Annotated in this window: 14 protein-coding genes; 7 read left to right on the top strand and 7 right to left on the bottom strand. The window is 62.8% G+C overall.

The window, feature by feature from the left end:
• Window positions 1–112 precede the first annotated feature (112 nt).
• From CHU95_RS12325 to CHU95_RS12300, 6 genes are read left to right on the top strand one after another with little or no spacing between them, the layout of a single operon-like run.
• Window positions 113–673: a hypothetical protein gene (locus CHU95_RS12325; RefSeq protein WP_094456641.1), complete on the top strand. Its 561-nt coding sequence runs from the start codon at window positions 113–115 to the stop codon at window positions 671–673.
• Window positions 673–1224 (top strand): hypothetical protein, encoded by a 552-nt coding sequence (locus CHU95_RS12320; protein ID WP_094456640.1) that lies wholly within the window; start codon window positions 673–675, stop codon window positions 1222–1224. Before CHU95_RS12325 ends, CHU95_RS12320 begins: the two co-directional genes overlap by 1 nt.
• Window positions 1221–1949: an ATP-binding protein gene (locus CHU95_RS12315; protein ID WP_094456639.1), complete on the top strand. Its 729-nt coding sequence runs from the start codon at window positions 1221–1223 to the stop codon at window positions 1947–1949. Before CHU95_RS12320 ends, CHU95_RS12315 begins: the two co-directional genes overlap by 4 nt.
• Before the next feature lie 19 nt (window positions 1950–1968).
• Window positions 1969–2484: a macro domain-containing protein gene (locus tag CHU95_RS12310; RefSeq protein WP_245838187.1), complete on the top strand. Its 516-nt coding sequence runs from the start codon at window positions 1969–1971 to the stop codon at window positions 2482–2484.
• Window positions 2485–2505: 21 nt separating this feature from the next.
• Complete coding sequence (locus CHU95_RS12305) at window positions 2506–3186, top strand: SDR family oxidoreductase (protein ID WP_094456637.1); 681 nt, start codon at window positions 2506–2508, stop codon at window positions 3184–3186.
• A 12-nt stretch (window positions 3187–3198) separates the two neighbouring features.
• Window positions 3199–3807, top strand: coding sequence for a 2-hydroxychromene-2-carboxylate isomerase (locus tag CHU95_RS12300; RefSeq protein ID WP_094456636.1), 609 nt, complete (start codon window positions 3199–3201; stop codon window positions 3805–3807).
• Window positions 3808–3811: 4 nt separating this feature from the next.
• On the opposite strand, the gene CHU95_RS12295 is transcribed toward CHU95_RS12300, so the two are convergent.
• The 6 genes from CHU95_RS12295 to pseB are packed head-to-tail and all read right to left on the bottom strand — an operon-like array spanning window position 3812 to window position 8721.
• Window positions 3812–4375, bottom strand: a complete 564-nt coding sequence (locus tag CHU95_RS12295; RefSeq protein WP_094456635.1) for a GNAT family N-acetyltransferase — start codon at window positions 4373–4375, stop codon at window positions 3812–3814.
• On the bottom strand, window positions 4372–5247 hold the full coding sequence (locus CHU95_RS12290) for an RHO alpha subunit C-terminal catalytic domain-containing protein (RefSeq protein ID WP_094456634.1): 876 nt from the start codon (window positions 5245–5247) through the stop codon (window positions 4372–4374). The genes CHU95_RS12295 and CHU95_RS12290 overlap by 4 nt, the downstream gene beginning before the upstream one ends.
• The gene (locus CHU95_RS12285; protein ID WP_094456633.1) at window positions 5241–5720 is read right to left on the bottom strand and encodes a Rieske (2Fe-2S) protein; all 480 of its coding nucleotides are present in this window, start codon (window positions 5718–5720) and stop codon (window positions 5241–5243) included. Before CHU95_RS12285 ends, CHU95_RS12290 begins: the two co-directional genes overlap by 7 nt.
• Window positions 5717–6481: an SDR family NAD(P)-dependent oxidoreductase gene (locus CHU95_RS12280; RefSeq protein ID WP_094456632.1), complete on the bottom strand. Its 765-nt coding sequence runs from the start codon at window positions 6479–6481 to the stop codon at window positions 5717–5719. The genes CHU95_RS12285 and CHU95_RS12280 overlap by 4 nt, the downstream gene beginning before the upstream one ends.
• 3 nt (window positions 6482–6484) lie before the next feature.
• Window positions 6485–7699, bottom strand: a complete 1215-nt coding sequence (pseC, locus tag CHU95_RS12275) for a UDP-4-amino-4,6-dideoxy-N-acetyl-beta-L-altrosamine transaminase (protein WP_245838186.1) — start codon at window positions 7697–7699, stop codon at window positions 6485–6487.
• Window positions 7696–8721 carry a UDP-N-acetylglucosamine 4,6-dehydratase (inverting) gene (gene pseB / locus CHU95_RS12270; protein ID WP_207762476.1) on the bottom strand — a complete coding sequence of 342 codons (1026 nt, stop codon included), beginning with the start codon at window positions 8719–8721 and terminating at the stop codon, window positions 7696–7698. Before pseB ends, pseC begins: the two co-directional genes overlap by 4 nt.
• Before the next feature lie 164 nt (window positions 8722–8885).
• On the opposite strand from pseB, the gene CHU95_RS12265 reads away from it, so the two are divergent.
• Complete coding sequence (locus CHU95_RS12265; protein WP_165772137.1) at window positions 8886–15473, top strand: tetratricopeptide repeat protein; 6588 nt, start codon at window positions 8886–8888, stop codon at window positions 15471–15473.
• A 58-nt stretch (window positions 15474–15531) separates the two neighbouring features.
• Here CHU95_RS12265 and CHU95_RS12260 read toward each other — a convergent pair whose 3' ends face one another.
• Window positions 15532–18486 (bottom strand): TonB-dependent receptor, encoded by a 2955-nt coding sequence (locus tag CHU95_RS12260; RefSeq protein ID WP_094456629.1) that lies wholly within the window; start codon window positions 18484–18486, stop codon window positions 15532–15534.
• Between the last annotated feature and the right edge of the window lie 30 nt (window positions 18487–18516).

Below are 18516 nucleotides of genomic sequence, written 5' to 3'. Positions count from 1 at the left end.
CAAGGGCAGGGGCAACGGGTGAAAAATTTCGCTGTTGTCGGGCGCGTGTCTTCGTATCATCACCCCCCTCACCAAACGTTGGGCCATCGCGGGCGGTGGGTCGGGAGGGGCGATGCAACTGGAATTGTCAACCTCTGACATTGTTATCCTGTCAGGGGCTGCCGCCTGCCTTGTTGCGATCGTCCTGCTGGAGATGCTGCGTGTCGTGATCCCTGACATTTATGAATGGGTGGCCGACCATGAAAAGGTTAAGCGGGAAACACGGGAGGCGCAGGCAGCGCTGGAGAAGCTGCTGGCCCGCAACAGGGAAAATGCTGCTCAGCGTGATCGGCGTAATGCCGAGCGTTTCCGCATGAAATCGCACGTGTCGCGTCTTGAAATGACCCTGAGTGCGGTGGAGCGTGATCGGGTTGAGGTCTGGCATGAGTTGGGCCGCCAGGGTGTGGCTGACAGCCTGTTCAGCGCCGGTGTCGCTAACCGCCTGTTGGCCGAACAGGCACAGCGCGATTTCGACAGCGCCCCGGTAATCTGGCGCTATACGAACACCGTGCGGATCTGGGCACCGGGGGAGCGTTCGGCACGCCAGATGCTGGCGACAGAATTTCCTGCCGATTCGGGTTATGCAGTCCAGGATCTAACGTACATTTCGTCGTCCAGCGCCGGTGACGGCTGATGATCACCAGTTGGATGAACCTTGTCAGTCTGTTGGCGCTGGCACTGGCTGGGGCCGCTCTGGTCATGGCCGGGCGCCGTCTGCTGGCGGTGATCCGGATCGTCGAACGGAAGTTGTCGCGCGCGGTAGACGAGAAAAACATCGCGGCTGCCGCCCTGCGACACGCGAAAAAGGAAGAGGCCGCGATCCGACAGGCACTGGAGGAAGCAGAGCGTCACATCACGCAAATGCAGGGAATAATTTCCACATCGGAAACACGAATTGAGAGGTTACGTAGTTCACCAAGACGGGTCGTTTCCATGGTGGATCGGCAATGGACGCGGGTCGACCGGCTCTGGGCGGTCAAAGTCACCAATCCGTCTCTGAGCGACTGGAATGATGGAAAGACACTGTACGGATTCGCCCGATCGGGTGATGATCTGGCACGACGGGTCGCAGCGGCCTATCTGCCGGGTGATGGATTTTCAGTTGGCACGCCCATGGTTGTCGATCTGTCGGATGACGGGGGCGGGTCAGTCGCGGTAGACCAGTCGAAGGGCACTTCCGGATGAAGGGCGGGGGGACGATGGATTTCAAGGTGGCCGGTGAAACGCTGGACGGGGCCGAACGGGCTCGCATCGCCGCGGAGCTGGGCTTGCCTTTGGCGGATGCGGGACCGCATGCGGAAGGTGTTCTGGTCCGCCTGATCCCGGAAGGGGCGGCGGCCGACTTGGTCACCGCGCTGCGTTCCGGTTGTGCGGCGATCGTGGAACAGGGGCCGCCCGGCACACTCCCGGCGGCGGCGTTGCGGACAGCCCTTGAACAGGGGCATCTGCTGGTATCGCTCACCACGCGGCTGGCCTGGACAATGGATACAGCGGCACAGTTCTGTGAGGGTTTGCTGCTGCGGGGCCTGCTGCCCGCAACCGTGCGGCATGACGCGGAATTATCGCTGCATGAAGCGATCATCAACGCTGTTCTGCATGGCAATCTGGCCATGGGCGGTTCGCTGGTGGATGATCCCAGCCAGTTCGATGCCTTCTGTCAGCGGCTGACCGCCACCCTGGCCGATCCAAACAAGGCGACACGGCGTATTGACCTGTCCGCCTGGGTGGCTGATGGGCGGCTGAATATCCGCATCAGCGACCAGGGTGATGGATATGATCCAGGCAGCATACGCCCGGCGGCGAATGCGGAGGCGAAGTCGGGCCGTGGGCTGGAGATCATGCGGGTCATGTCTTCGGGCCTGACTGTCACCGATGGTGGCCGTACGGCAACGCTGGCCTTTATGGTCTGATCAATACAAGGAACGGGAAGTGACCGATCTGCGGGTTCTCCAGGGCGATATCGCGACTCTGGATGTTGATGTCATTGTCAATGCGGCAGCGCCCGGCCTGGGTGGGGGCACCGGCGTGTCCCGCGCCATCCATGGGGCGGCGGGACCGGACCTGTTCGCTGCCGCCACCGCGCTGGACCCGGTCGGGCGTGGTGATGCCGGGATCACACCCGGTTTCGCCCTGAAGGCACGTTGGGTCGTGCATGCTGTCGGCCCCGTTTATGTTACCGGCAAGTTGGGGGAGGACAAGGTTCTCGCCCGCTGTTACCGCCGCGCACTGGAGCTGTGTGTGGAAAAGCAGGGGCGGTCCATTGCATTCCCCGCCATTTCCACCGGCGCCTATCGATTTCCCAAGGATCAGGCGGCCCGGATCGCCGTCGAAACGGTCCGGGCTTTTGTCGGGGAATGTCCCGATGCCTTGGATCAGGTCTTGTTTGTCGCTACGGGTGGGGACAACATCAGGGAACTAACGGCGGCCCTGTCCGCCCAACCCTGAAACAGGTCCGGAGGAAACCTTATGCCCACCGTCGTGATCACTGGTGCTAATCGCGGCATCGGACTTGAGTTTGCCCGGCAATACAGCGCCGATGGCTGGTCCGTGATTGCCACCATCCGGGATCTCGCACAGCCGGGTGGGCTGTCTGAACTGCCGGGTGTGGAATTACAGGCCCTGTCCGTTGATGATCCGGCATCGATTGCAGCATTCGGCACGGCGCTCGCCGGCCGTTCCATCGACCTGCTGATCAACAATGCTGGCATCATGGGCCCGGACCTGCCGGCGCAATCCAGGAACGGTATCGACGCAGAGGGCTGGCTTCTGGCGATGAAGGTCAACGCCCTGGCCCCCTTACTGATCGCACAAGCGCTGAAGCCGCTGATGGCGGCAGGCGCCAAGGTGGCGACCGTGTCCAGCCAACTTGGATCGATCACTGAGAATGAAACCGGCGGAATGTACGCCTATCGTGCATCGAAGGCTGCCATCAACATGGGCAACCGCTCTCTCGCCGCTGATTGGCGCGATGATGGCGTGACCTGTATCGTGCTGCATCCGGGATGGGTGCAAACTGATATGGGCGGGCCTAAGGCGCCGGTGGTGCCCGCCGACAGCGTTGCCGGCATGCGCCGCATCATTGCTGCCGCCACGGCGTCGGACAGCGGCGCTTTCTTCGCCTTTGACGGGCGGCGCATCCCCTGGTGACCGGAGGACCGCATGGGCGGTGATGTCATCGACTTCTATTTTGACTTCGCCTCGCCCTATGCCTATCTGGCCGCCGGGCGTGTAGATGGCCTGTCGCAAAGGGTGGGGCGACCGGTACGCTGGCGCCCGATCCTGTTGGGGGCTGTCTTCAAGATCAGTGGCGGTCAGCCCAATCTGAACAAACCATTGCAGGGCGACTATCTGCGTCTTGACGTGCCACGCTGCGCCCGGCTTTGGGAAATCCCGCTGCACCAGCCGCTCCCAAGCCCCTTTCCATCATTGGCGGCCTCCCGCGCCTTCTACTGGCTGGACCAGGTAGGTGGCGAGCACAGTCCCGCGGCCTTGGCCCGGGCCGTCTTCCAGGCACATTGGGCAGAGGGGCGCGACATGGCCCTACCGGAAAATGTGCTGGATGTCGCTGCCAGTCTTGGTCTGGAACGGGACGCAGTGGAGGCCGGTATCGCCCAGTCACAGGTAAAAGACAGGCTGCGGGCAGAGACGGAGGCCGCGATCGCCCGCGGTGTGTTTGGTGCCCCCTTCTTCTTTATAGGCCATGAACCCTTCTGGGGGGCGGATCGTATGGATCAGATGGAAGATTGGCTTCAACGCGGCGGGTGGTAGGGCGTTACCCCACATCCTGCCCGTCCAGATCATAGAACAGGCCGAAGCGATGGCGCGTCGCGACCCAGTCTGCGGCGCGCATCTCGAACAAATGGACATCACGCGGCTGACCATCCTTCAGGGCCTGTTCCTTCAGCACCCCGACATGGCGATATCCCAGCAGTGTTTGGCCTTTCAAAACCTTCTGATTCTCTGCGAAAATCTGGTTCACCAGCTTGCGCAGGCCCAGGCGAAAGAAACAATGGTTTAGCATCGGGGCAAAGTTCAGCGCGCCGATGCCTGTACGCCCGCGCCGGTCACCCATATAGACCCCGATGGTGCCAACCCCCCATTCTGCGTGGGTTACCGTGATGCTGCCATATCCCACATCCACCCCGTCAACCTGGATGATGCGGTGGACATAGTCGCTGCGGGCGTTGGACTTTTCGATCCAGGCGCGCTGACGCTCCACATCATCGGGCACGTCGGAAAAGGATTGTGAGGCAATGTCTGGCAGACGGCGCCAGGCTAGCAGCAAGGCGGCATCATCGGGTGTTGGCAGTCGGAAACTCAGGGGCCGGCTGGTCATGGCCTCTCCAGAAGCTGGGTAAGCATGGCATGCACATCACCGATACGCTGTTCCCGCCAACCGAGGATGCCGGGTCCGATGGCGGCGGCACGGGCGATCTGCACCTGTTCGCAAAGCGGTTTGTCTTCTTCAATCACCTGGCGGGCAGCGGCGGACAGCATGGCCACCAGCCCGCGCCGGAAACTGGCGGATTTCGCATCCACCAAACCGTTGCTGGGCAGGAACGTCCGCCATTCCAGCCGTGACCGGTCCACCGCCTCTGGCACCACCCGATGAACAATCACCATTGTTCCATAGAAGCTGGCAACATAAAGGTCGGGGAAAATGAAGACATGGTCGTAACGGTCCTGGTCTGCGAACCGGCGCAGCCCGCCCCGCGCGACCAGCTTCTGCCACCATGCGGCCGTGGCATCGGCCAGTTTCCAACTGGATCGGCTATGTGGTCCGGCCCGTTTGGTTGACAGATGCTGGCGCCAGTCGGCATGGACAGCAGGGTGGATGGTATGCGGGTGCACGGTAGGACCATGGAAATCATCCAGCGTGTTCTCCACCAGGATCTTCCAGTTGGCGGCGAATACCGCCGCATCCTGCGCCACCGGGCTGTCCAGTGCCGTCGCGCGTGCCAACAGGTCTGCCGCAAAAGGGCCTAACCACTCGGCCAACGGCGGTGCATCCGGCACCTGTTGTCGGAACAGGAATCCCCCCAGTGAGACAAGATCGGCACCATCGACATCATCCCCGGCCAGCCCGGCATATCGCCAGGGCAGGTGGCGCGCCAAGGCACCTTTTTCCAAAACATAGGCTGATGCGTCCGTGAACCAGCGGTGCGGCAGAAGGCAATGGCGCGGTGGTGCCTGATCAAAATTCAGCATGGACCCGTCCTGGCCTTTGTGGACCGGTGCTGGATCGTACCATCCGCTTTAATGACGGATCCGTCGGGCAATGTGCCGTCACCGTTGGTCAGCCACTGCGCGGGCAGGGCCGGATCGGCATCGGCTTGCAGGTTCACGAAGATCAGTCCGCCGGTCAGGCACACCGCCACCGCGGGCAGGGCCAGTGCCTGTCGCGCCGTGTCATCCAGATGGAAATCGCTGTCGTTAAAGGGAATGGTCTTGGGTATACCCTCGGCATCATAGACCCATGCGTGATAGGGGCACCGCAAAGGTCCCCGACCGGCTGGTTCGGTCAGCATCAGGGCAAAACGGTGGGAACAGACATTGCGGAAGCCGCGCAGGCTTCCGCTGAAGTTGCGCACCACTACCGGTACAGTGCCGACCCAACCCGTGATCCATTGCCCGTGCTCGGCCAGATCGCCCGCTTGCCCCAGCAGTGCCCAGCCTGTCATGCCGTCCGCCCCCCATCCACCACCATGGCGGTGCCGGTGATCCAGCGCGCAGCATCGGACAGCAGGAAACAGATGGCATTGGCCACATCATCGGGATGGCCAAAGCCCAGCGGTTGCAGCTTTTCCAGATGATCGATCTGGTCGGCGTTGAGTTTCTCAAAGCCGCGTTCGATCAGTTCGGTCATCACGATACTGGGCACCACACAATTGACGCGGATGGCGTCCGGCAGCAATTCGGCTGACAGCCCCTTGGTCGCGGCAATAATGCCGCCCTTGGCCGCCGCATAGACCACATTGGCGGGTGAGGCGGCGGTGGCGGCGGTGGAGGAGATATAGACCAGACTGGCTTTGCCCGCCTTCACACCCTTCTGCCGCAGGCCCTTGGCCAGGGCCAGCGACGCCCCGAGATTGGTGCGCATCACCTCCTCAAAGAAATCCGCCTGGAAGATGCGGATGGGGCGCAGGGTCTGAATGCCCGCACAATGGGCCAGGCCGTCAATGGGCCCATTGGCCTGTGCCACCGTCTTTATCCAGCCGGGGATGGCGTCGATGGCAGACAGGTCGAAAGTATCGGCCCGATGACCGTCTCCGGGGAGTGCCGCCAGAGTTGCTGCCAGCCGTGCTGCATCGCGACCGGTGATCGTGATACGGGCGCCCAGCCCTGCGGCTAACATGGCCGTGGCTCTGCCGATCCCGGCCGATGCCCCGGTGACCAGTATATGGCGGCCCGACAGGTCCATGGGATTGACAAGGGCAGGCATGCTTTACCCTTTGATGAGACGGGTCAACGTGGCCACCACCCGGTCATGGTCGGTCATTGACATGGCGGGATAGAGCGGCAAGGAAAGGCAGTGATGATACCATGACTGCGCGCCCGGCAGAGTCAGGTCACCATATAGGCGACGATAATAGGGCTGGGTGTGGACGGGGATGTAATGGACCTGGCTGCCCACGCCATCCTGCCGCAACCGGCCCATGACGGCAGCCCGGTCCAGTCCCAGTGCCGCGAAATCAATCAGGGCGACATAAAGATGCCAGCCAGCGGACACGCCCGGTACCTTCGCCGCAGGACGCAGCACAGGCGCCAGGGGTGCAAGTGCCATGTCATAGGCATCGACCAGTGTCTGACGGGCGCGGACAAAAGCGTCAAGTTTCGACAGTTGTGACAAGCCCAATGCGGCCTGCAGATCCGTCATCCGGTAATTGAGCCCGATCTCCCCCATCTCATAGTACCAGGGGTTGGGCTGTCCGCTGGCGGCGGTGGCTGCGAGGGTATCGCTGAATTCTGCCGGGTCGCGTGTCATGCCATGGCTGACTGCTACGCGGATGCGCCGGGCCAGGGCGTCGTCATTGGTGGTGACCATGCCACCCTCACCCGTGGCCATGGTCTTTACCGGATGAAAAGAGAAACAGGCGAGATCAGACCGATCACACGCACCGACGGCGACCTTCTGCCCATCGGGCCCGGTCAGGTGCGTGCCCACCGCATGCGCCGCATCCTCGACGATGGAGAGGGCCCGCTCACGGGCCAGGGCCGACAGGCCCGCCATATCGGCTGTCTGCCCGGCCAGATGGACTGGTATCACGGCCCGGACCCGCCATCCCCGCGCTTCGGCCCGACGGATGGCGTCTTCCGCATCCTGACGGCGCATCAGGCCGGACTGCGGATCGACATCGGCAAAGGCAACCTGGGCACCGACATATCGTACGGCATTGGCCGTGGCCAGGAAGGTGACGCTGGGCACGACGACCGCGTCGTCAGGTTCCAGGTTCAGCGCCAGCATGCACAGGTGCAGCGCCGCCGTGGCATTGGCACAGGCGATGGCATGGCGCGCACCGACCTTTTCGGCAAAGGCCCGCTCAAACCAGCCGACTGACGGGCCTTGGGTCAGCCAGTCGCCCCGCAGCACCTGCTCAACAGCGGCGATATCGGCTTCGTCGATCCATTGCCGTCCATAGGGCAAGAAACGAGCTGTCACGAAGAACGCTCCAGCAGACCGCGCATGGCGTCGTCCGACAACCATTCCGGGTTGGTGTCGCTGCGATAGCTGAACCCATCGGGGACCGGATGCGCCCCCTGCTTGGCATAGGGGCCGCGATCCCACCAGTTAAAGGCGGGCTCAATGATGTAACGGTCGGGCAACTCCATCGTTTGACGGGCGTCATCCTCGGTGATCATGATTTCATGCAGTTTTTCACCCGGCCGAATGCCCACGATCCGGTGGGGAAGGTGGGGGGCCATGGTACGGGCCAAGTCCACAATCCGCATGGAAGGTATCTTGGGCACAAAAATCTCCCCGCCCTGCATCATGGCGAAGGAGGACGCAACAAAATCTACACCCTTGTTCAAGGTGATCCAGAAACGCGTCATTCGTTCGTCGGTTATCGGAAGCTCGCTGGCGCCTTCGGCAATCAGACGGCGGAAGAATGGCACCACGGACCCGCGGGAGCCCACCACATTGCCGTAACGCACGGCGGCAAACCGTGTTCCCACGGACCCGGACAGATTGTTGGAGGCCACGAAAATCTTATCCGACGCCAATTTGGAAGCGCCATAAAGGTTCACCGGGCTTGCCGCCTTGTCGGTCGACAGGGCGACGACCTTCTTGACCTTGTTGGCCAAGGCCGCCTGCACCACGTTTTCCGCGCCATTGATATTGGTGCGGATACATTCGATGGGATTGTATTCGGCCGTGGGCACATGCTTCAGGGCGGCGGCGTGGATGCAATAATCAATCTCGCGCATCGCCATGGACAGGCGTTGCTGATCGCGGATATCGCCGATGAAAAAGCGCAAGGCATCGCGGTTATCCATGTCCGCGAATTGCTGCTGCATCTCATATTGTTTGAATTCATCGCGGGAGAAGATCACCACGCGGCGCGGCTTGCCATGTTTGAGCAGGAACCGCGTGAACTGCCGGCCAAATGATCCGGTGCCGCCGGTGATCAGGATGGACGCGCCCTTGAACAGGGCGGGGGCTCGGGTAGGCTCGGTGCTCATCGGATTCCGGTTCGCTGGCGGGCTGGCAATCGCCCATGCTAGCCAGTTTGCCGGTCAGGGTTAAGTCTTTCCGCAGATTGATGCTTTGTGCCGATGCCATCCGGGTTGGTTCCGGCAGGTCGCTTGGGCTAAGGTGTTGGCAGCCCGCCCCAGACAGGCCCGAAATGGACCGGAAAACCCCGCCGAAACCCGACTCGCCGTCCAGTTTGTTGGATGCCGCCATAGCCAGTCATCAACGCGGTGATCTGCGCGGGGCCATCAGCCTGTATCGGAAAGTACGGGAAATCCTGCCCGGCAATGCGGAGATATCGCATTTGCTGGGTCTGGCGCTTTGTCAGAATGGGCAGGACGAGGAAGGGTTGCGGCTGGTGATGGATGCAGCCGCCGCTGCGCCGGGATCGGCGGCGATCCAGAACAATCTGGGTGGTCTGCTGATGCAGTACCGCCAGTTCGCCGCCGCCGAACAGGCCTTTCGCGCTGCCCTGGCCGCCAACCCGAAGCTGATCGATGCCTGGTCAAATCTCGCGGCCGTGCTTTTGGAACAGAACCGGCCGGATGCGGCGGAAAAGGCCGCCCGCCGGGCCTTGGCCGCCGACCCTGCCCGCGCCGATGCCTGGTCCAATCTGGGGGTCGCACTCCTGGAACTCGGCCGGTTTGCAGAAGCAGAGGAATGTCAGCGCACAGCCCTGCGCCACCGCCCCGATCTTGCCGTCGCCTATGCCAATCTCGGCACTCTGTTGCGGCGGCGCAGTGATCCGGGCGCGGTTGACCAGTTCCGCCGGGCGGTTGACCTGGACCCGGCACAGCCGGTGGCCCGGTTTAACCTGTCGCTTGACCATCTGGCGCAGGGCCGGTTGACCCAAGGCTGGACGGACTATGAAGAACGGTTTCGCGCCCGGCAGCGGCAACGGACGCGCGAGCTCGACCTGCCATTCTGGCAGGGTCAGATGCTGGAAGGGCGCCATCTCCTGATTTGGCCCGAACAGGGGCTTGGCGATGAAATCTTGTTTTCCAGCATCTTCCCCGACCTGAAGGGTCTCGACGGACCCGTCACAGTGGAATGTGAACCGCGTCTGCTGCGCTTGTTTGCTCGGTCTTTTCCGCACCTGACGGTGGCACCGGCCGGCAGCACCGCCATGGCCGACCTGCAGATTGCGGCCGGCACACTCCCGCGGCTGGCCCGGCCCGGTCTTTCCCGTTTTACGGGCAATGCCTGGTTGCGGGCCGCTCCGGACAAATTGGAAACCTGGCGTGGGTTGCTGACCGCTGACGGGCCTGCGCTGACAGTCGGTTTCTGCTGGCGCAGTGGCCGGTTGACGGGCGACCGGACGGGTTTTTACCCAGACTTGGCCGATTTTGCGCCCTTGTTTGCCCTGCCTGGTATCCGCTGGGTGCCGCTGCAATATGATCTGGACCGGCCCGAAACGGCCGCTGAACTGGCGTCGGGTCTGCCGGCGGGCCTCAGCCTTTATCGCCCGGCCATTGACCTGCGTGATGATATTGACGGTGTCGCGGCCCTGATCGGTGCGCTGGATCTGGTGATCAGTGCAGCAACATCGGTCTCGGAACTGGCCGGGGCCCTGGGTACGCCGGTCTGGCGGATCGGCAATGATGACGACTGGACCCGGCTTGGGGTCGCATTGCGACCCTGGTATGCCACCATGCGTTGTTACACCGATGTGGGTCCGCGGCCTTGGGCAGCGGTGCTGGCGGAGATGGCCCGCGACCTTGACCGCCTGCGGCCAGTGCCGGTGGCTGCTGCGGACCGCTTGCAATTCGACCAACTCCACGCCGAGGGGTTACAGCTTGCCCGTGCCGGACGGTCGGCCGAGGCGGTGGGTTTTCTGGAACAGGCGGCCCAGTTACGCCCCGATGACGCGACCCTTCTGTCACGGCTTGCCGGGATCCTGCGTACCTTGGGCCGGTTTGATGACGCCTGTGCGCGCTATGATCAGGCCTTGGCAATCCGCCCGCACCATGCAGTCACCAGCGTCAATCTTGCCCTTTGCCTGATCGAACAAGGCAATCTTGATCGTGCGGAAATGATCCTGAACGGCGTGCTGGCCCGCCAACCCGGCATGGCCCATGCTCATGATGCCCTGGGGCTGGTCTGGCAGGCGAAGAACAAGGACGAAGCGGCGATTCTGTCACACCAGGCAGCGGTTACAGCCGATCCGACACTGCTCTCCGGCTGGGTGAACATGGCCACGGCCCTGCGCAGCCGTCATCGGTTCGCAGAGGCCGTGGCGGCCCTGCGCAAGGCGCAGGCGATTGACCCGAACCGGGTCGAGGTCTGGGCCGGTCTGGGCTATGCATTGTTCCGGTCACACGATGTTGCAGGTGCGGAGGCGGCCCTGGCCCGCGCACTGACGCTTGAACCCGGTTATGCCCCGGTCCTGATTGACATGTCGCGCATCCGCGTCATCCAGGGCCGGTCGCAAGAGGCGCTGGCGCTGTTGGATCAGGTGCTGGACACCGACCCTGACAACGTGTTGGCGCGCGCTAACCGGGCGCATCTGCGTTTGGGTTTCGGTGATCTGGTTGGCGGGTGGGCTGACTATCGTGCCCGTTTCGCGTCAGGTCAGGTGACACCGGACCGGCACTTCACCCTCCCGCAATGGCAGGGGGAGAACCTGGCCGGCCGACGATTGCTGGTCTGGCGCGAACAGGGGATCGGCGACGAAATCTTGTTTCTCAGCCTGATTGGTGACGTCAAGGCTGCGGGTGCCGAGATCGTGGTGGAATGTGATCGGCGTCTGACGGGATTGATCACCCGATCCTTTCCCGGTGTCATCGCGCGCCCGGAAAGTGATGATCCCTGTGATGCGGATTTCCACTGCCCCATGGGCAACCTGCCGGCGGTGCTGCGCCCCCATATTGCCACGTTCCGCGACCAGACCCCTTGGATGGTGCCCGACCCGGTGCGGGTGACGGCCCTGTCTCAGCGTCTGTCCAGTCTGCCACCAGGCTTGCGCGTGGGTTTCTGCTGGCGCTCGCGTGATACCAGCGGGGATCGCGCCTTTGTCTATCTGCGCTTGACCGAGTTATTGCCGCTTCTGACCCTGCCCGGCATCGTGCCGATCAGCCTGCAATATGACGGTGCCGCGGCGGAGATTGCGGAACTGGCGGCCCGGCATGGCCTGCATCTGCATGATTTTTCTGACCTGGATTTGACCGATGATCTGGAAACCGTGGCTGCCTTGGTTGCCGGACTTGATCTGGTGATTACGGCGCCAACAGCCATCGGAGAAATTGCCGGGGCATTGGGTGTCCCTGTCTGGCGTTTTCAGATCGCGCCAGACTGGAGCGGGGTGGGGACGGCGGTCAAACCCTGGTTTCCGACCATGCGGTTGTTCCAGTCGCCGTCAGTCCGCGATACCCTGCCGATCATGCGGCGTACCCTGGCGGAGATCGTAAGTGCAACGGTGGCCGCATTGACCCCACCTACAACCGCACCCCCGCCTCTGGAACTTGTTCTTCAGCAGCATCAGGCGGGTGACCTGATTGGGGCGGAGGCCGGTTATCGTGCCATCCTGGTCGCCACCCCGGACGCCGTGGATGCCCAGCATCTTTTGGCGCAGGTGTTGTTACAGACAGGGCGACCGGCTGAGGCGCTGCCGCTGGTGGACCGGGCCTTGGCCCTCGACCCCGACTTTGCCGTCTTTCACAATACCCGTGGCAGTATCCTGAAAACCTTGGGCCTGTTCGGGGACGCGGAACGGGCCTTCCGTGAGGCGCTGGCCCGGCGTGCCGATTACGCAGAGGCCTGGACCAATCTGGGCGCCACCCAGGTGGAATTGCGTCGATATGCGGCGGCGGAGAAATCCCACCGTCGGGCCCTGGGCCTGCGGCCGGCCTATCCACGCGCCCTGGTCAATCTGGGCGTGGTGCTGCGCCATCTGGGACGCTATCGCGAAGCGGCGGAGAGCCATCGCCACGCTTTGAACCTGTCTGCCACTATGCCCGAGGCATGGAGCGATCTGGGTCTGTGTCTGTCAGCGATGGGAGAGGTGGCAGAGGCCGTGGCCTGTCAGGAGCGGGCCCTGGCCATCGACCCGCACTATGCCGAAGCGGCGGTTAACCTGGCTATGGTCAGGGCGGCAACCGGTGACCGGCAGGCCGCACGCCAGGGGTTGGCGCAGGCCCTTTCCATTCGACCGGGATATGCACGCGCGCTTTATAATGACGGGTTGCTGGCCCTGTCGCAGGGGGATTTCGCTGCCGGCTGGTCTGGGCATGAGGCGCGTTTCGACAGTGGGGAGGTTGTCCGCGGCCACCTTCCTGGCATTCCCGCCTGGGACGGACAGAATTTGGCCGGACGTCATCTGCTGGTCTGGCGGGAACAAGGGTTGGGCGATGAGATTATGTTCGCCACACATTACGCCCGGCTGGCTGGCCTGAACGGCCGCATCACCCTATGGGCGGAACCGCGTCTGGTTCCGATTTTTGCCCGCGCGTTGCCCTTCGCTACGGTTGTTGCCGAGGGCACGGCGGTGGCAGCGGATTGTCAGGTCGCGGCCGGCAGCCTGCCGCAGTTCCTGGCCCCCGATCTTGCCGAATGGACGGGGTCTGCCATCCTCCACGCGCTGCCAGACCGATCGGCGCTTTGGCGCGATCGGTTGGCGGCGCTGCCACCCGGACTGCGGGTTGGCCTGTGCTGGCGCAGCCACTTGCGGACGGCCGACCGCGATGCGTTTTACACAGAGCTGAAGGACTGGCTGCCGCTTTTGCAGTTACCGGGCGTCCAAGTCGTCTCCCTGCAATATGATGGTGGCCAGGCAGAAATCACGGCGCTGGAAACAGCGCATGACGTCCGCGTGCATCGGTGGGATGGTGTTGACCTGCGGGATGATCTGGAGACGGCACTGGCACTGACGGCCGGGCTTGATCTGGTGATTTCTGTCGCGACGGCCGTGGGGGAGATGGCCGGTGCCCTGGGTGTTCCCGTCTGGCGGGTGTCGGGCGAGGCGGATTGGACCCGCCTGGGGACGGCCATTCGGCCCTGGTTCGCCGCGATGCGGGTTTTCTCCGTTCCCGTGGGCACACGCCCGGCCCAGCAGGTGCCGATGGTCGTCAGGGCCCTGTCGGCCCTGAGGGCACAGGAACCGGATGGTGACCCGTCTGGCTGGCTGCAGCGTGGAATTGAGCGTCAGCGGGAGGGAGACCCATCCAGCGCCATCCCGTTTTACCGCGCCCTGATCCGCCGCGGCGGTGAGCCACCGGAGGCGTTGCATCTGTTGGGACTGGCCTTGCAGCAGACAGGCCATGCCGATCAGGCGGAATCCTTCATGGAGCGAGCCGTTGCCGCAGCTCCGGATTACACCCCCGCCTGGGTCAATCTGGGGAACCTGCGCCAGGAATTGGACCGGCCTGTCCAGGCGGAAACCGCTTATCGCCGCGCCCTCGCGCAACGGCCGGTCGATCCGGTGACCTGGACCAATCTGGGCAACGCGCTGCGGATGCAAGGCCGGCTGGCTGAAGCCATCAAGGCCCATCAACGGGCGATCGCCTTTGATGGCCGTTTTGCGATCGCGCATGCCAATCTGGCTGTGGCCTTGAAGGACAACGACAAACCGGATCAAGCTGTCGTGGCCTTTCGCCAAGCCCTTGTTCTGGGCGGAGCGCAGGCGACAACCCAGGCCGGCCTGGGGGATGCCTTGCGGCAGATGGGCGACATGCAAGCAGCGGAAGCTGAACTGCGCGCCGCCCTTGCCCTGGACCCGCAGCAGGCGGAAGCGTGGAACAGCCTGGGCCGGGTGGCCGAGGCGGCCGGTCGGCGCGCAGAAGCACGGCGCCATTTTGTCCACGCCCTTGATCTGGCGCCGGGTCTGGCCAGCGCCTGCTACAACCTTGGCCGATTTGATCTTGCGGCGGGGCGTCTGAACAGCGGCTGGTTGGGTTATGGTGCCCGTTTCCGGGCAACACCTTCCATCCGCGGCCGCCAATTGTCACTGCCGGTCTGGCAGGGGCAGGAGTTACCGGGTAAACGCTTGCTGGTCTGGGGCGAACAGGGGCTGGGCGATCAGTTGATGTTCGCAGCCCTCTATCCGGCCCTGATCGACCGTGGGGCCCATCTGATAATGGAGGTGGATCCGCGTCTGGTTACGCTGTTCGCGCGGGCGTTTCCGGCCGCCACAGTGCGGCCTCCAACCAAAAACCCGACGGACGCTGATTATGGCATTGCCGCAGGTGATGTGGCTTCCAATCTTTGGCGCTGTTTGGGCGATCAGATGCCGGCCCCTTATTTGCTCCCCCGCGAAGACCTGCTGGTGGACTGGCGGGATCGGCTGGCGGCGCTGGGCTCTGGGTTGAAAATTGGCGTCTGCTGGCGTTCCGCGCTGATGAATGCCGACCGCCAGGAGAACTACTTCCCCCTGGCCGATCTGACGTCACTGGCTCATCTACCGGACGTGCAACTGATCAGTTTGCAACGGGGCGACCGGCTGGAGGCCTGGGATAAGGCCACATTCGACCTTCATCACTTTGCTGATTTGGACCTGGATGATGACCTGGAAGGGCAGGCGGCCCTGATCGCGGCCTTGGATCTGGTGATTACCGCCCCCACCGCTGTTGGTGAAATGGCCGGGGCCTTAGGGGTGCCGGTCTGGCGTTTGGGCCCGCCCGATTGGACACGGTTGGGCACTCCCGTGCGGCCCTGGTTCCCCACCATGTATCTGCCGGACCAGGGACAGGGCATGTCGGCTGCCCTGGGCGGTCTGGCGCTGTTGCTGGCCGGCCTCCGTGCGCCATGAAATAGAAAACGTCGCCGGCCTTGCGGGACCGGCGACGCCTCATTGTTTAACGGAATGATCAGAACCGGACGTTCACACCGGCCGTAACGGTACGACCGATACGGGTTTCAAACAGCGTGTCCTGGCGCTTACTGTCCGTGTACAGACGGTTCTGTTCATCGGTCAGGTTCTGGGCTTCCAGGATCAGCTTGATTTCCGGCGTGAGATTGTAGGAAGCAGCGGCATCAACATAGAGTGTGGGCGAATTGCCCTGCAGGTCGCTGCCCGGAGAGGCCGGGATGCCCCGGATGAAACGGTCACGATAGTTGGCCGTGGTGCGGATCGAGAACTCGTCATCTTCATAATACAGCGTGCCCGACATCGTGTTCTTCGACAGGCCGATCAGATCCGCGGTTGTCGTCACCGTCGGGACACCCCCGGCGGATGCCAGGATGTAATTGATCTTGGAGGTGACGCGGGTGTAGTTGGCCAACACACCGAAATTGGCCCACACGCCATCCAGGAAAGTGAAGGGAACCTGGGCGTTGATTTCAAAACCCTTCAACGGGCCGCCCGGCGTGTTGAAGGGACGCGAGACGGTGAAGATTTCGCTGGCGACTGTGTTGGACCCTGCCAGCAGCGCGTCAGGCAGTCCCAGATCGCTGAACGGCACCTGAGAGCTGACCGACTGAATGAAGCTCTTGATGTCCTTGTAGAAATAGGCGACCGAGAGCAGGGAGCCGGGGCGGAAATACCATTCGGCGGCCACGTCGAACGTATTGGCGCGGATCGGGTCCAGGAACGGGTTGTTGACATTGCCGATGCGGGTGACAGGGTTGACACCGCTGGTCGGGGTCAGAACCCCCAGCTCCGGACGTGCCAGAACCTTGGCACCGGACAGGCGCAGCAGCAGATTTTCGCTGGCCTCGTACACGACATTGGCCGACGGCAGCCAGTCATCGTAGCTGTTCTCGGCTTCGGAGAAGCGGCCGATCAGATTGGTGGGAGAGGTGGTGCCCGCCGGCGGTGCCACAGCGATATAACCCGACGCCAGCATGTCCGTCTTGACATAGCGCACACCAGCATCACCGCGCACCGGCAGATCGACCGCCTCGTAAAGGTCGAAGGTGCCCATCAGATAGGCGCTCTTCACCCGCTCGCGCACCCGGCTGTTGACGCCACCACAGGTGTAGTCGCAGGTGCGGATGGCACCGGTATTAAACAGATCGGCAAACTTGGCAGCGTCAATCGCGGCCCAGCTCTTCGGCGCGTTGTCACCCCACAGCCCATCCAGCCCATTGATCGTGCGGGTCAGTGAGGACAGGCTGGTGCCAGCGGGCAGGGCGCGGACGGCCATGTCGGCGGGGTATTCACGTACAGAAGTGACGTTATAATCGCTTTCGCGGAACTGGCCGCCGGTCTTCAGCGTGAAACCGTCGGCGACCGTCCAGGCGAAATTCAGCTCTGTGGTCAGGTTGTCGGTGCGCTGCAAAAGCGGACGGCCCTGCGGACTGAACCCGCCCGTCACCGTGCCGTCTGCCTGGGGCGGGGCATAGGTAAAGTTGGCGGGGTTGGAGACATCAAAGCCGAAGCCCAGCTTGGGCGTGGTGCCGCCATCGCGGAAATCGATGGAGAAATTGTCGGTATCAATCGCGTCCATGAAAGTCTGGAAACGGCGCTTGCCGTCCAGTTCCGACCGGTTGAAACCGACCAGACCGGAAACCTCGAACGCATCACTGAAGCGATGTTCGAAATCCAGGTTGGCCTGCTTGAAGCTGGAGACAAAGTGGTCAACCAGCCCTTCGGACCGGACATCGACACCGTCAAACAGACCATAGACCAGCGATCCGTTCTGATCGAACTGAATATCGCGAACCGATACCATCGGCTGGCCGTTATTGGTGATGGAGCGCGCGAAGGAGATATTGGCGATATAGTTGTCGCGGCGTGTCACATCAAAACGGGAATAAAGTGTATCGATGGAGATGTCGGTATTTTCATCGGGCTGATACTGAAGCGTCAGGCTGGCGCCAATACGTTCCTGGTCCTGGGTGGAGTTCAGGTAACGCGGCAGGCGCGGGATAAAGGCCCCGGAACCCGGTGTGTTGGGCAGGTCGGCGCGGCGCAGGGCCTGGATCGTATTCCAGGCTGTCAGCGTGCCGGTGCGAGGGTTGTTGGTGGAACACATTGTGTCTGTCGTACCCTTCGCCGCCGAGACGGCAGGATAGACAGGGGTCACACCGATCGGCGCGCAGAACAGGCCGTTGGCATTGGCCGACAGAAGGTCCACGGCGGAATAGCCAACTTCGCGGATGTTGCGCTGCTGATATGAGAGCGAGCCGAGGACGCCAAACTGCCCTTCGTCACCGAATTTCTGCGAGACCAGCACCGATCCGCGCGGGTCCACCTTCTTTGAAACACCGTTATAGACGCCCTTGGCCGTGGCGGTGATGACGCTGTCCTGACGAAAATCGAACGGCTTGGGCGCATCCAGATCCACCGTCGCGCCCAGCGATCCTTCTTCAACATCGGCCGACGGGGTCTTGCGAACGGAAAGGGCAGAGAAAATTTCGGTCGAGAAGACGTTGAAATCGAAAGAGCGGCCCGCATTGCCGGCACCATAGATGTCGGACGAACCGGTCTGCGAGGTGCCTTCCATGCCATTGATGCGCACGCGGGTGAAGCCTGCGCCCAAGCCGCGGACGGAGATGTTGCGGCCCTCGCCGCCATCACCGCGCGCCAGGGCAACGCCGGGCACGCGCTGCATGCTTTCGGCCAGGTTGCTGTCCGGGAACTTACCGATATCTTCGGCCACGATAGCGTCAACTGCCGCCGCTTCGTTGCGCTTCAGGTTCAGTGCGCTGTTCAGCGAGGCCCGGAAACCGGTGACGATGATCTCTTCCAGCGCGTCACCGCCCGATGTCGGTGCGGGCGTGGACTGTGCGGCAACAGGCAGAGCCGCCGAAAGGGCGATACCCAGAGCCAGCAATGACGCTTCCAGGCGCCGGGTCGTAAAGGTCGCGTTCTTGATCATTTCCATTTTCCCTATGAAAGTTCCTTCACG

This window comes from Niveispirillum lacus, assembly GCF_002251795.1.
GTDB lineage: Bacteria > Pseudomonadota > Alphaproteobacteria > Azospirillales > Azospirillaceae > Niveispirillum > Niveispirillum lacus.
This window is presented reverse-complemented; position numbering and strand designations above follow the sequence as displayed.